The following is a 14,311-nucleotide window of genomic DNA, read 5'->3' on the forward strand; positions in this document are numbered from 1 at the left end:
AGATGTGTATAAGAGACAGCCGTTACGGTATGCGAATGCTCCTCAATAGCCACTACCGTTAAACAAACGCCATTGTGGGCAACACTTTGGTCAATCTTGAGCTCATGGCTGATGTCGGATTGAATGGTAAAATGCAGATTGCTGCCTTCGGCAACAACCTTCTCTACTTTTCCTAGGGTTTCGATAATTCCGGTAAACATCTTAAATATAGTTTTTCCTGTTCCTTAACCAGTTGCTTTGGCTTTGTTCGCTTTCGGCACTTTGGTTTAAGGCTGTTTTTTCCTGTTGCAACATCTTAACGGCTGTTAAGGCGGCCAACATGGCCTCCTCTTCGCTTTCGCTCCTTAAACTATCGGAATTAAAATATTTGCCCACAAAATGGGTGTCGAATTTGCCCGAAGTAAAGGCCTCGTGCTGCATGACAAATTTACCAAAGCCCAGCGTAGTTTGTATGCCTGTAATGTCATATTCGTCGATGGCACGGATCATGCGTTCGATGGCTTCTTCCCTATCCTTGCCATAGGTAATCAGCTTGGCAATCATCGGGTCATAATAAATCGGAATTTCCATTCCTTCTTCAAAACCATCGTCAACTCTTACACCATTGCCTTTGGGCGTGCGGTAGGTTTGCAAGGTACCGATATCGGGCAGGAAATTATTCAGCGGATCTTCTGCATAAACGCGCAGTTCCATGGCATGGCCATTAATTTTCAGGTCCTCCTGTTTAAAGCTCAATGCCTCGCCCCTGGCTATTTTAATCTGTTCTTTAACCAGATCCAATCCGGTAATCATTTCGGTAACCGGATGCTCTACCTGCAGGCGGGTATTCATTTCCAAAAAGAAGAAATCGAGGTTCTCGTCTAGGATAAACTCTACCGTACCTGCCCCCACATAGTTTACTGAGCGGGCCACATCAACGGCACAACGGCCCATTTTTTCCCTGATCTCGGGCGTAAGCACGGCCGATGGAGCTTCTTCAATTACCTTTTGGTGCCTGCGCTGTACCGAGCATTCGCGCTCGAACAAATGCACAATATTGCCGTGGGTATCGCCCAGCACCTGGATTTCGATATGGCGAGGCGAGGTTACATATCTTTCGATAAACACCGACCCATCGCCGAAAGCCGAAGTGGCTTCGCTTACTGCCAAGTGCATCTGCTCGTCGAAATCGGCTACTTTTTCTACAATGCGCATGCCTTTGCCACCACCGCCTGCAGCGGCCTTGATCAGGATGGGGAACCCAACCTCAATGGCACGTTGTTTGGCCTCTTCAATATCGGTTATAGCTTCTTCGGTTCCCGGTACCATCGGAATGTTGTATTGGAGTGCAGCGGCCTTGGCCGACAGTTTATTGCCCATAATCTCCATGGCTTCGGGTGTTGGACCAATCAAAATCAACCCGGCTTCTTTTACCGCACGGGCAAAAGCTGCATTTTCAGACAAAAAGCCATAGCCTGGATGGATGGCTTGTGCACCGGTAGCTTTGCAGGCTTCGATTATCTTTTCGCCAAGCAGGTAAGATTGGTTTGATGGCGCCGGGCCAATACAAATCGCCTCGTCGGCATAGCGCACATGCAGCGCCGAGCGATCGGCCTCAGAAAAAACAGCCACTGTTTTGATACCCATTTCCCTTGCCGAACGCATTACGCGCAAAGCAATTTCGCCACGATTGGCCACTAATATTTTGTTCATACAGTATTTTGGTTGCCAGCTTGGGCCGGCAGTTTTCAATTCACAATTTAGCCCGTTTAACTACAGCTTACATCAAGTTTAATTGCCTGCGAAACCTTGTTTATCCTTACACATGCAACCCCTTGATGTTGTTTATTGCCTGATCAACCATAGCGGAAGAAACATCTAAATGGGTCACAAATCTAATGGTTTTATCGGAAGTGCTGTTACACAAAATACCTTTGCTTTCTAAAGCTTTGACTACATGGTCGGCTTTGAGGCCTTTGGCCACTTCAAAAAGTACGATATTGGTTTCGACCGGCGTCACCGATTCTACGTAACTGGTCTGTTGCAGGGCTTCGGCTAGGGCTTTGGCATGCTGGTGGTCTTCGGCCAGGCGGTTTACGTGATGGTCGAGCGCATAAATACCGGCTGCCGCCAAAAATCCTGCCTGGCGCATCCCTCCGCCCAATACTTTTCTAATTTTTAAGGCTGTTTTAATGGTAGCTTTCGAACTGAGCAATACAGAGCCTACAGGTGCGCCCAAGCCTTTGGACAAACAAACTGAAATCCCATCGAAATAATGACCGTAATCTTTGGCTTTATCGCCAGTTGCCACTAAGGCATTGAAAATCCGGGCGCCATCTAAATGAAGTTTTATTCCTTTTATGGCACACAGATTATGAATGGGTGCGATTTGGCCAAGGGTATAGCATTTGCCACCTCCTTTGTTTACGGTATTTTCGAGCACTACCAAACTTGAATTGGGATAATGGATATTATCGGCATTGATTTCAGGTTCGATCATTTCTGGGGTCAAAATACCTCTCTCGCCATTAAGCAAACGTACCGAAGCCATCGAGTTGTAGGCAATGCCTCCGCCTTCGTAGCGATACACATGCGCCGTTTGGTCGCAGATGACTTCATCCATAGGCTGGGTAAAGCACTTGATGGCAATCTGGTTGCTCATAGTACCCGAAGGGCAAAACAGTGCGGCTTCCATGTTGAACATAGTGGCCAGCTTTTCTTCCAAGGCATTAACGGTTTCGTCTTCGCCAAAAACATCGTCGCCTACCTTGGCTGTCATCATCGCATCGAGCATACCGGGCGTTGGCTTAGTTACGGTGTCGCTCCTAAAATCTATCTTGTTCATTTGTTATCAGCATTAAAGGGATTAAGATAAAAGGAAATATCTAATCTGCCAGCAAATTAAAAAACTCCTTTGCAAAAAGCCTTATTGATTTTGTAATATTATCGGTAAAAAGCTATAAAAGCAATAATTAAACAGGGTAGCGCTTAGCTCAATGTTTTTCACCATTAAGGAATTAAGAAAACATTTAGGCAGGTGTGCCAGTCACAAACATCGACCTTAATGCCTCTCAATGCCTTCATGTTTAAAACTATGGTAACCATTAAGGAATTAAGAAGACTTAACTGCGTTATAAGGCAAACATCAGCCTTAATGTCCTTAAAGCCTTCATGTTTAAAACTATGGTAACCATTAAGGAGTTAAGAAGAATTAAGTGCGTTATAAAGGCAAACATCAGCCTTAATGTCCTTAAAGCCTTCATGTTTAAAACTATAGTAACCGGTAAAGGCTAACGATATTATACTTAATTTTAAACTATTGCCAATTTTAAGAAACACATAGTTAATCGGCGAGCAAATTAAAGAATTCATTGACGAAAGGCTTCATCGACTTTGAGATGTTATCGGTAAAAAAATTAATCAAAAGGCCTTGAGGCGCCCCTACCAATTTCATATAAGTCAAAATCTGCGCTTCATGAACCGGCAATAGATGTTCGACAGCTTTTAGCTCGACAACAACCAAATTATTTACCAATAAGTCTAATCTTAGTTCTGTATTTATCTGCATCTCATCATAAAACACGGGGACTATCAATTGTTGTTTCACATCAAATCCATTCTTCAGCAATTCATAATATAGACACATTTGATAAACACTTTCAAGCAAACCTGGTCCAAGCGATTTATGAACCTTAATTGCACAACCTGTTACCTGATACGATAAATCAGTAATATCCCTTTTTGTCATCGCCCCACCTGTTAAAACTTATAGGAATAAAAATAAGATTTAATTTTTAAATCCGCCATTAGTTTTTTCAGTATTTAGAAATTAAGAACACATTTAGGCAGGTGAGTTCATCGCAAATATAAACCTTAATTGTCCCTGAATGCCTTCATGTTTAACCTATGGCAACCATTAAGGAATTAAGTAGATCAAGTACGCTATAAAGGCAAGCATCAACCTTAATTGCCCATGAATGCCTTCATGTTTAACCTATGGCACCATTAAGGAATTAAGAAGATCAAGTACGCTATAAAGGCAAGCATCAACCTTAATTGCCCTGAATGCCTTCATGTTTAACCTATGGCAACCATTAAGGAATTAAGAAGATTAAGTACGCTATAAAGGCAAGCATCAACCTTAATGCCCCTGAATGCCTGCATGTTATGGCAACCATTAGGAATTAAGAAGATTAAGTACGCTATAAAGGCAAGCATCAACCTTAATGCCCCTGAATGCCTGCATGTTTGAATAAATGTTAATTCGCAATAAACTCATAAAACGCCGGAAATTCGCGTCGCCAGAACCATTCGCGGTGTTTGCCATCGGCTTTTTCTACCAGTTTTACGTCTTTGCCCGCCTTAAGGAGCTGCTCTTTTTCAGTGCCTAGCAAAACCTGATAAACGCTTTCCATATCTCTGGTCATCATTGTGCCCTCCAAAGCACCTGCCACCAGATAAACCTGATGCCCTTTTAAGGCAACACCAGCATTTTTAATGTCGGTTTCGATAGCCTTGCCAAGCCAAAATGCCGGAGAAAAAATACCGGCTTTGCCGTAAACATTGGGATAGGCCGCCATGGCATACATCGAAATCAAGCCACCCATCGAACTACCCGCTATTGCCGTATGCTTGCTGTCTCTCAAAGTTCGATAATGCTGATCTATATAGGGCTTTAGGGTTTCGGCCAAAAAAGCCACATAAGCTTTACCCTTGCCTTTTCCATATTGGCTATCGTAGAGATTGTATTCCTTAAGCCTCTCGCTACCTCCATTCGCAACAGCTACCACGATATATTCTTGCGCCCCTTTGGCAATCAGGCTGTCCAATATTTCATCAACTCCCCATTCGCCAAAACCAGCAGTTGATTGATCGAACACATTTTGTCCATCGTGCATGTACAGCACTGGGTACTTTTGCTTCGATTTGGCATACGAAGGCGGCAAATAGATCCAAATGCTTCTTTTGTTATGGAGCTGAGGCATTTCAAAGGCGCTATCCAACAAGTGTACGTTTGTTGTTGCGGTAGATTGGGGCGCTTCTTTCTTAAAGGCATCGGCCCAGGCGGCAACGTTTAGCCGGATAAGCGTATCTTTTTTAAGCGTGAAGCTCCGATTGGCGATGGCCTGTCCGCTGCTTGCACTTTCCACCTTGCTCCAATCGCCACGGGTAATTTTAAACTCGTAGTTGCCAAGGGGGAGGGATTTTTCCAAGACATAGCTCCCTGTCGTTTTCACAAGCTGGCTATTGGCATCGTTGGGCGACCAGCTGTTAAAATTGCCGGCTACAAAATAAGCAGGCTTTACTTCGGTGGCTTTAGGCATATCGAGCAGCTCAAAACGAACTTTAACCTGGCCATCAGCGACTAAAAATACCATATTGAAAAGAACCAAAAATAAGATGCGTTTCATAACAGTGAGGTTAAATTTGCCGTTTTAAGGTTGTTTATTGGATGAAATGTGCCAATTTCAAATCATTTAACAAATAAATAGAAATAATTACTTTTTTTATCATTTATATTTACACACAAATCAAATCATGACAATAATTGTTGCCGGTAGATGGACAATGTGAACATTAAAAAATTAGCGAAGGCCCTTCATCTTTCTACTTCTACTGTTTCGAGAGCGTTTAGAGATAACAGCGATATCAGTGCCGCTACCAAGGCGCGCATCCTGGCCATGGCCAAAGAGCTCAACTACCAGCCTAACCATTATGCCAGTAACCTGAGGGAGCAAAAAAGCAAAACCATTGCCGTTATTGTACCCGAACTGGCCAATAATTATTTCTCGCTCGCCATACAGAGCATTGAGCGTGTGGCAAGCGCCAAAGGCTACCACATTTTGGTTTATGCCACCAACGACCAGTTCGAAAAAGAGGTTTCCTTTATCAAACACCTGCACAATGGCAGGGCCGATGGCATTATCATGTCGGTATCGGGCGAAGCCAACAACCACAACTACCTGAACGAATTGTCGAAAAAACGCCTGCCCATTGTATTTTTCGATAGGGTTTACGAAGATATTGAAACCCCGAGGGTTATTACCAACGACTACGACAGCAGCTTTGCCGCCACCAAACACCTGATCCAACAGGGATGCAAACGCATTGCCTACCTGGCCGTAAACAAAACCCTTTCTATTGGCAAAACACGGATGCAGGGCTATATCGATGCCCTCAAAAAATTCAAGATTCCTTTTGAAGACGAACTGATCATCGACTGTACCAACAACTACAAGGAAAATATTGACCGATTGAAAAAGGCTTTTATCGATCTGAAACCTGATGGCGTTTTTACCTCGGTTGAGCGCTTGGCCTTTGCCACTTACTATGCCTGTTACGACATCAACCTTGTTATACCCAAAGATTTAAAGGTAATAGGTTTTTCTAGCTTGGAGATTGCGCCCCTGCTCAACCCTTCGTTAAGTACCGTTACGCAACCCGCTTCGGAGCTGGGCAAAACCGCCGCCGAACTGCTGTTTAAAATGCTCGAAAACCCCACCGATGTAACCCCAACTACGCAGCTTGTTTTGAACTCGAAACTGGTACAGCGCGAGTCGACTTCAAAGGACTAAAACAGGTTCAGTTGAGCCGCCATTTTTAGCCTCAGAAAACTGATGGTTTTTGATCAGTTTTTTCTCCGGTTTTTCAAAAACGCGCAGAATCTGCCCCCTCTTATTGCAACATTATTTCATTTTCTTTCCGCTTTTTCGGGAACGTTCCCGAAAACGTTCCCGAAAACATGTCACAAAACAACTTAGTGTAAAAATCACACTTTAACTTAAGTTTTTAAATTGCAAAAAATTAATTATCAGCTATTTAAACAAAAAAAATGCAGGTTTTTAAAAAAATAAATCGCTCATTTATTTGCTTTTCAAGGCCTTCTGCCTCCATAAAATATGGTCCCAAAAAAAATTATGATATAAAATTTTGATTTCTAATCTGCGCCATTAAATTTACAATAGTGTAATACACAATTAATTATAACCAAATATTTAAACTTTAAAACGGGCTTTTTTCTATGAAAATACTCTACCCTATTAAGCTTTGTTTGTTGATGTTTTTTGCGCTCTGCACATCGGCAGCCTATGCACAAACTGGAAGCATTTCTGGTAAAATTCTTGACGATTCCAAACTGCCTATTCCGGGGGCATCGGTTCAAGTAGACGGTACCCAAAAAATTACCGCAACAGACAACGATGGCAACTACCGCATTACAGGTTTAGCCGCCGGCACCTATACCGTAACTGCAAAGTATATTGGCTTTGGCGCCACCAAGCTATCGGTAACGGTAGCTGCTGGCAATGTAGTGCTTAATTTTGAACTGAAGCCCGAATCGCAAAACCTGAACGAGGTTATCGTGGTAGGTTATGGTACACAAACCAAACGCGAGGTAACCGGCGCCATTTCCAAGGTAAGCGGCGATAAGCTGACAGCCTTGCCTACGCCGAGTTTTGAAGCCAGCTTGCAGGGACAGGCACCTGGTGTGCAGGTAACCCAAGGCAGCGGCTTGGCAGGCAGCGGTTCGGTCATCAGGATCAGGGGCATCGGCTCTATCAGTGCTGGTGGCGATCCTTTATATGTAGTAGATGGCATTCCAATCACTTCCGATCCTTTCATTACCGGCAACCGTGGCGCGATGAACCAAAACCCTTTGGCCACCATCAACCCTAACGATATTGAATCGGTAGAGATTTTAAAAGATGCCGGTGCTGCCGGTATTTATGGTTCACGTGGGGCCAATGGCGTTATCCTCATCACCACCAAAAGAGGAAAAGCAGGAAAGCCAAGCATCTCGCTTTCGAGCAAATTCGGTCTGAGTACCTACGCCAATAAACCTACATTTGCCAATGGCCCAGAGTGGCTACAATTACGCCAAGAGGCCTGGACAAATGATGGCAATACTGGATTAGCTCCGCTTCCAGGAGGCTTAACCTGGGCACAGGCACAGCAAAACAATACCGACTGGTGGGACATCCTAACCCAAACCGGCAAATCAAACGACCAAAGTATTTCATTTAGCCAAGGCACAGAGAAAATCAAAACCTATGTTTCGGCCAACTACAGCAACAACGAAAGCTTTTTAAAAGGCAACTCTTACGAGCGTTATGGCTTCAGGACCAATTTCGATATCAAACCCACCAACTACTTCTCAACCAGCATCAATGTAGGATATGACAAGGGGATTAACCAACGCGTAAATGCGGCCTGGAGCGGCGGTATCGGCGATGCGATGTCGACGGCACTTCCAATTTATCCGGTTTACAATGCTGATGGCTCCTTCTTTAGCAACGGTGCCAATCCGGCACGTAACCTGGGTCTTTTAGATTGGAAAACCAGAAATGAGCGTATTGTTGCAGGCGTGACCATGGAACTAAAGCCTTTCAAAAACTTCAGCTTAAAAGGCAGCTTCAACATGGATAATCTAGATGTAGAAGACAACATCTTTAGTCCGGCGGCGCTAAACGGTTCTACCGTAGGCAGCGCCACTCTATATCCAACCAAAATTTTCAATAGAAACTTTTCTGGAATAGCTACTTACGATTGGCAGATGGACGACAAAAACAAAATGACCATCATGGCAGGCGCCGAGTCGCAGGTTTCTTTTAAAAATTACTACAAAGATGGTATAAGCGGTCCGTCTGATGCTCCTTTTTCGAGTAACCTACAAGGTTTTTACCAAGCGATGCAAACTTTGGCTGCCAATAATGGATTGGTTTATTATGCAGGTGCAAACCGCGATACTTTTGCCTCGTTATTCGCAAGGATCAACTATTCTTACGACAACAAATACTATTTGCAAATCTTAGCCCGTAGAGATGGTTCGTCTAAATTTGGTCCAGAAAATAAATACGGCTATTTCCCTGCCGCATCAGCTTCTTGGTACATCAGCCAAGAAGATTTCCTGAAAAACAGCAAGGTCATCAGCAACTTAAAACTACGAGCCAGCTATGGTTTGGTGGGTAGTTCAAACTTCCCTCCTTCGCAATACTATCAACAGTTCCAGTTTTCTGGAAGCTATAACAGCAATCCGGTATTGTATCCTACTAACGTGCAAAATCCTGCACTGAAATGGGAAGAAGGCCGCAACCTTGATTTAGGACTGGATTTCGGACTTTTCAATAACCGCATTTCTGGAGAGTTTTCTTATTACAGAAAAATAACCACTGGCGCCTTGCTTAATGGCGGTATTTCGCCTTCTACTGGCTTCAATGCAGGCTGGGTTAACGTCGGCAAAATCTTGAACGAAGGCTACGAGTTGAGCCTAAACACGGTGAACGTGCAAGCCAAAAACTTTAAATGGGTAACCCGTTTAAATGTTTCGAAAAACTTTAACGAAGTACTTAGCCTCGACCAGCTTACACCAGATGCCGTTGGCGGTGGTACCAACGATACCCGTATTGCGGTAGGCTACCCTATTGGCACCAATTTCCTTGTTCGCTACAAAGGCGTAGATCCTGCCGATGGCTTGCCGATTTGGCTTGACAAAAACGGTTACGAAACCAAGACCTTCTCGTTAGACAACCGTGTGCCAATTGGCAAAGTATTACCTGATTATGTAGGTGGCCTAACCAACACGTTTACCTTTAAAGGCTTTGAACTGAACACCTTGTTTACTTTCTCTTTTGGAGGCAACTTGTACGACGGTTCGGCCAAACGCCAATTGGGCATTGTTACCGATTGGAATATCAGGGAAGATATTGCAGACCGCTGGAGAAAACCTGGCGACATCGCCAGATTCCCTCGCCTTACGATGAACAGTGGTACTTATGCCGGTCTATCGAGCGAGTGGCAATATAACTCGACCATGTTCTTGTACAGCGCTTCTTTTGTACGTTTAAGAGAAGTAACCCTAGCCTACAATGTACCGGCAACTTTTGCACGTAAATTAAGGTTGCAAAACCTGAAGCTGTTTGCAACAGGCATGAACCTGCTTACTTTTAGCAAATATCCTGGAGGCGATCCAGAAATTGCGCGCGACTTTGAAAACCCGCAAGACAGGAACATGAGTCCTAACGTAACCTATTTGACTACGCCTCAGCAAAAAACATTCACTTTTGGGTTATCAACATCATTTTAGGCAACAGAGATTAATAGACAAGAAAATGAAAATCAATTATAAAAACATTTCAAAATCATTCTTGGTACTTGCCGTGCTGACGGTTATGGGTACCGGATGTAAAAAATTCTTGGAAGCGACATCGCCAGAATCGATTCCAAAAGACGTAGCCATAGCCGACGAAACCGGCTTGAAAGCCGAAATGAATTCGGCCTACCAAATTGTAGGAGGTGGCAACATGTTTGGTGGCAAAATACAGGTAATCAACGACATGCTGGCCGACCAATTGAACGGACAACAGCTAAGTGGCGATTTTGGCGAAATCTTCGGCCGCAAAACCTCAGTATTCGGCGAATATAAAAATGCGATGTACACCGATATATACCAAGCCATTTATCGTTCCAATATCGTATTGGAGAACCTGGATAAAGCTTCTAGCCTGAAAGATAACCTCGAAGGCCAAGCCAGGTTTATCAGGGCATTGTGCCACTTTGAAGTGGTACAGCTGTTTGCCCAGCCTTATGGCTTTACGGCCGACAATTCGCATTTGGGCGTTCCGATCAGGACCAGTACCACCATCAACCCAGGTGTTCGCGCCACGGTAAAACAGGTATACGACCTCATCATCTCCGATTTAAAAACGGCAGAAACCAAATTACCAGACGACAATGGGGGCTATGCCACCAAATGGGCTGCCAAAGCGTTATTGGCCAAAGTTTATTTCCAAATGAACGACTTTCCTAACGCCTACCTCTATTCGAACCAGGTCATTACCAGCAACAAGTTTACCCTAGATGCCACTTACGCGGTGCGTTTTTCTGAAACAGGCTCCAAAGAAAGCATCTTCAAAATCGTGAATACCAAAGGTGCTTACGAGCCAGGAGGCGAATTGAGAGGTCAGTACCGTTCTGATTTCAGCTTGCCGACCTTGCGTTTTACCACCGACTTTTACAGCAGCGTAAATACGCCAAACGATGTACGCAAAGCTTTGTACGACAATGTTAAATATCCAGGCTTTGTGGTAACCAAAAAATACAATGCCGACCGTTTTGAAATTCCGGTATTGTATTTAACAGACATGAAGCTAATCAGGGCCGAATCTGCCGCCGAAACCGGACAGAATTTAAGCATAGGAGCCCAAGACATCAACGACATCCTGAATAGGGCTTATGCAGGAACAAAAAGCATCCCGCTTAATTCATCGGCCAGCTTGATCAAAACCAATGCACGTTTCGAACGCAGCATCGAGTTTGCGGCCGAAGGCAATCGCATCGCCGAAATCAAAAGAATTGGTGCCAAAGGCGAAAACATCGATAAACGTGGTGCGCCTTGGAACTGCCCAGGACTGGTACTCCAATTTCCACAGGGCGAAATGGCCAGCAACACAGCCTTCCAACGCAACCCAGAAGGAGGATGTAATTAGTTAATGGTTGAATTAAGGAATGATCAAAGGAGAGAATTAAAAAATCATGCTATCATTCAAACTCGTTCATTCAAAATTAAATAACATGAAAAAGATTAAATATATACTACTGGCAACTATCATTGCTACCATTTGGGGATGCAAGCCAGAAGAATTTGGGCCGATTGTTGGTTCGGAAGAAAATTTCCTCAAAGAAATGCAGGGCACCTGGAGCCTGACTAAGGTTACGCAGGTAGATCAAAATGCGGTTTCGAACGGATGGCCTTACAAACAATTGGACATTACCAACATTTATCCTTACAAAGAATTGGTGGTTTCCTTTCAGGGCGATGCCTCCGGCAAACCTTCCACTTTTACCATTACGCCTGGCAATTCGCCAAAAATTGCCGACCTCAATTCGGGCAATTGGAGCGTAGACAATACAAAGGCGCCAACCGTCATTACGCTGACCAATAATGGGCAAACCTCAACCCTTACCTTGGGTTCTTACGCCAACCTGAAGAATGGAAAGTTCTATTTGAAAAGAGAAAAAAAGGTAAACGGCAAAACAATTCTGGTTTACCAATATGAATTCACGAAAAAGTAATCGATAAAATAGTTCGTCATGAAAAAATTAATACTATCTATCATATTTATACTGAGCGCAACCTTGGCTTTTGCACAGGTAACGCTTAGTCCGGCTACTTTTACCGCCGAAGATGAGGTAACAATAACATTAGATGTAACTGGAACTCCTTTAGCAGGTACTCAAGATGTATATATCTGGATATTCTCCAATAGTGACCTTCCTGCCGAAATCATTAAAAAAGATGGCTTAACCAATGGCCAGTGGACCAACTCAGCCGATGCCGCCAAGATGACTAAAACCGGCACCAATATTTTTACCTTTAAATTCACAGGCACTACCCTATTCGGCCAAAGCCCAGCAGAATTGATCAATTTCGGCTTTTTGGCAAAAACCAAGGATGGCACCAAGCAAACCCAGGATTACAAACCTTACAAGTTCGATCCCCTGGTGTTTGTTCCTATGCAATTCAGGGTTTTCCCTTCTAAAATGGATCAAACCGATATGACCACGGTTTATTTTCACCAAGACCTGGCTACCGACCAAAACCTACAACGCATGTTCGACGTCAAAGTAAACCTTGTTTTTTACAACGATGCAACTCCAGTTCCGGCAGTTGTGGCTACGAGAACGGCATTGGTTACCGTTAAAGAATCGAATATACTGTATTCTTACTCGTTCATTCCAGAACGCTTAATCACCCTAACCGCAGGCACCAAGCTTACCAAGTTTACTTATCAGTTTACAGGAAGCGTAAAAGATGCCAATGGAGCCAATGTACCTGTAGCTGGTCCGGTTACCGAAGTAGTTTATACCCCATTTAATTAAGCTCGCATATGAAAACCAAGATATTATACACTTTACTGGCAATTGCAACAATTGCTTTCGGCTGTAAAAAAACAGAATTCGACGAGCAGTCTAAGGGCGAGGCACTGGGCTCGTTTGCCAGTACCGCACCCGCAAACAATACCATGTGGGTGCTCAACTCGGCCACGCCGAGTGCCAAGGTTACCTTTACCTGGAGTGCGGCCACACCAGGGGTAAGCACCAAACCAACCTACAAATTAATCGCGGCCTTGAAAACCGGAAGCCTTGATGCACCATTCGTCGAATTTCCAGCCGACAACAACGGCACCGCCACCAGCTTAAACCTCACCCAAAAGCAACTAGACGATGCACTGAAAGCCAAGGCTGTTGGCGATGGTCTTAAAGTTGACCTGATTTGGGCCATCCAAGCCACCAATGGTACTGTAAAAGTAAATACGGCAACCATGAATATCTCCATTACACGCATGGGCGATGGTGTGAGCAATTTCTTGCTTTATGGCCCGGTTTCTTCAAGTACGCCGGTTGTCATCAATCCAAACTCGACCACAGACTTCCTGAACTTCAAATGGCAGAAAGCTTTTCCGGGTGTAGTTGCCAATGCCGTGAAATACCAAGTAAAATTTGTGGCCAAAGGAGGCGATTTCAACAATCCGATATTTACCTATACCTCCAACAATTCGGGGCTCGATTCGGCCCTGGCTGTAGGTTATAAAGACATCAGCGACAAACTGACCGCAGCTGGCTATACCGATCAAGCCACACCAGTTGCCTTGCAATGGACCGTTGAAGCTACTTCGGGCAACTTCAAGAAAACAGCCGATTACGTCAACGATTTGGTGATTACCCGCGAAGTTAAAATGTTCTTGGTCGGTGGCGATACACCAGCAGGTTGGACAGCTGAAAGCGCCTTACAAATGATTCCAGATGCGTCAAACCCTGGCACTTTCTATATCTACGTAAAACTGAATGCCGGCAATGGCGGTCTAAAATTCCTGAACCAACAACAATGGCCAGGAGGCAGCTTAAATTCATCTGATTGGGGCATGAAACCTGGTTTGCCAGGCGATGCCTTGGTGGAGAATGAGGTCAATATTGGGAACTATGGACCAAGCGGGGTTTACCGAGTGACCTTCGATCAAAAAAACCTGAAATATTATGTACAGGCCGATCATGGACAAATGGGCATTGTTGGTGAAGCAACCGCGGTAGGCTGGAATCCTCCAAATGTATTCCCAAATCAAGGACTAAACTATATGGGCACCAACAAGTTCTTAGGATTTGTGAACTTAACTAGTGGCCTAAAATGGAAGTTCATTGATGGCAACACTTGGGGCAATAATGGTGGACCAATCTCCCTGTCTCTTATACACATCTGACGCTGCCGACGAACCACGACATGGGGTGAGGGAGGGGGGGGGGGGGGGGTGGTATAAGGGGGGGGGGGGGGGGGGGGGGG

The 14,311-nt window shown here is 44.4% G+C and carries 10 protein-coding genes and 1 pseudogene; 6 read left to right on the plus strand and 5 right to left on the minus strand.

Translation table 11 applies throughout. The features are described 5' to 3' along the window. From JHD69_RS16795 to JHD69_RS16815, 5 genes and pseudogenes are all read right to left on the minus strand, one after another. Positions 1 to 200 (minus strand): annotated as a pseudogene (locus JHD69_RS16795) (riboflavin synthase); the annotation flags it as partial. 1 nt (position 201) lies between these two features. Then, entirely contained in the window at positions 202 to 1,692 is a 1,491-nt protein-coding gene (accC, locus tag JHD69_RS16800; protein WP_199141505.1) for an acetyl-CoA carboxylase biotin carboxylase subunit, read from the minus strand. 106 nt (positions 1,693 to 1,798) lie between these two features. Further along, complete coding sequence (locus tag JHD69_RS16805; RefSeq protein WP_199141506.1) at positions 1,799 to 2,824, minus strand: threonine aldolase family protein; 1,026 nt, start codon at positions 2,822 to 2,824, stop codon at positions 1,799 to 1,801. 498 nt (positions 2,825 to 3,322) lie between these two features. Beyond that, positions 3,323 to 3,727 (minus strand): GxxExxY protein, encoded by a 405-nt coding sequence (locus tag JHD69_RS16810; RefSeq protein WP_199141507.1) that lies wholly within the window; start codon positions 3,725 to 3,727, stop codon positions 3,323 to 3,325. A gap of 511 nt (positions 3,728 to 4,238) precedes the next feature. Next, the gene (locus JHD69_RS16815; protein ID WP_199141508.1) at positions 4,239 to 5,390 is read right to left on the minus strand and encodes an alpha/beta hydrolase-fold protein; all 1,152 of its coding nucleotides are present in this window, start codon (positions 5,388 to 5,390) and stop codon (positions 4,239 to 4,241) included. 150 nt (positions 5,391 to 5,540) lie between these two features. Here JHD69_RS16815 and JHD69_RS16820 point away from each other — a divergent pair, with 150 nt between their 5' ends. The 6 genes from JHD69_RS16820 to JHD69_RS16845 all read left to right on the plus strand — a co-directional run bounded on the left by JHD69_RS16820 (position 5,541) and on the right by JHD69_RS16845 (position 14,231). After that, the gene (locus JHD69_RS16820) at positions 5,541 to 6,554 is read left to right on the plus strand and encodes a LacI family DNA-binding transcriptional regulator (RefSeq protein WP_199141509.1); all 1,014 of its coding nucleotides are present in this window, start codon (positions 5,541 to 5,543) and stop codon (positions 6,552 to 6,554) included. 446 nt (positions 6,555 to 7,000) lie between these two features. Continuing rightward, positions 7,001 to 10,060, plus strand: coding sequence for a SusC/RagA family TonB-linked outer membrane protein (locus JHD69_RS16825; RefSeq protein ID WP_199141510.1), 3,060 nt, complete (start codon positions 7,001 to 7,003; stop codon positions 10,058 to 10,060). A 25-nt stretch (positions 10,061 to 10,085) separates the two neighbouring features. Continuing rightward, positions 10,086 to 11,462 carry a RagB/SusD family nutrient uptake outer membrane protein gene (locus JHD69_RS16830; protein WP_199141511.1) on the plus strand — a complete coding sequence of 459 codons (1,377 nt, stop codon included), beginning with the start codon at positions 10,086 to 10,088 and terminating at the stop codon, positions 11,460 to 11,462. An 85-nt stretch (positions 11,463 to 11,547) separates the two neighbouring features. Further along, the gene (locus JHD69_RS16835; RefSeq protein ID WP_199141512.1) at positions 11,548 to 12,048 is read left to right on the plus strand and encodes a DUF5004 domain-containing protein; all 501 of its coding nucleotides are present in this window, start codon (positions 11,548 to 11,550) and stop codon (positions 12,046 to 12,048) included. Between the two features lie 18 nt (positions 12,049 to 12,066). Further along, complete coding sequence (locus JHD69_RS16840) at positions 12,067 to 12,855, plus strand: hypothetical protein (RefSeq protein WP_199141513.1); 789 nt, start codon at positions 12,067 to 12,069, stop codon at positions 12,853 to 12,855. Positions 12,856 to 12,863: 8 nt separating this feature from the next. After that, positions 12,864 to 14,231: a SusE domain-containing protein gene (locus tag JHD69_RS16845; RefSeq protein ID WP_199141514.1), complete on the plus strand. Its 1,368-nt coding sequence runs from the start codon at positions 12,864 to 12,866 to the stop codon at positions 14,229 to 14,231. Positions 14,232 to 14,311 lie beyond the last annotated feature (80 nt).

Source organism: Pedobacter sp. ASV12, from assembly GCF_016429155.1.
Lineage (GTDB): Bacteria > Bacteroidota > Bacteroidia > Sphingobacteriales > Sphingobacteriaceae > Pedobacter.

Bases quoted from the DNA above. Each gene is read 5' to 3' on its own strand.
- accC (WP_199141505.1), bottom strand. From the start codon at position 1,692: ATGAACAAAATATTAGTGGCCAATCGTGGCGAAATTGCTTTGCGCGTA.
- JHD69_RS16805 (WP_199141506.1), bottom strand. From the start codon at position 2,824: ATGAACAAGATAGATTTTAGGAGCGACACCGTAACTAAGCCAACGCCC.
- JHD69_RS16810 (WP_199141507.1), bottom strand. From the start codon at position 3,727: ATGACAAAAAGGGATATTACTGATTTATCGTATCAGGTAACAGGTTGT.
- JHD69_RS16815 (WP_199141508.1), bottom strand. From the start codon at position 5,390: ATGAAACGCATCTTATTTTTGGTTCTTTTCAATATGGTATTTTTAGTC.
- JHD69_RS16820 (WP_199141509.1), top strand. From the start codon at position 5,541: ATGGACAATGTGAACATTAAAAAATTAGCGAAGGCCCTTCATCTTTCT.
- JHD69_RS16825 (WP_199141510.1), top strand. From the start codon at position 7,001: ATGAAAATACTCTACCCTATTAAGCTTTGTTTGTTGATGTTTTTTGCG.
- JHD69_RS16830 (WP_199141511.1), top strand. From the start codon at position 10,086: ATGAAAATCAATTATAAAAACATTTCAAAATCATTCTTGGTACTTGCC.
- JHD69_RS16835 (WP_199141512.1), top strand. From the start codon at position 11,548: ATGAAAAAGATTAAATATATACTACTGGCAACTATCATTGCTACCATT.
- JHD69_RS16840 (WP_199141513.1), top strand. From the start codon at position 12,067: ATGAAAAAATTAATACTATCTATCATATTTATACTGAGCGCAACCTTG.
- JHD69_RS16845 (WP_199141514.1), top strand. From the start codon at position 12,864: ATGAAAACCAAGATATTATACACTTTACTGGCAATTGCAACAATTGCT.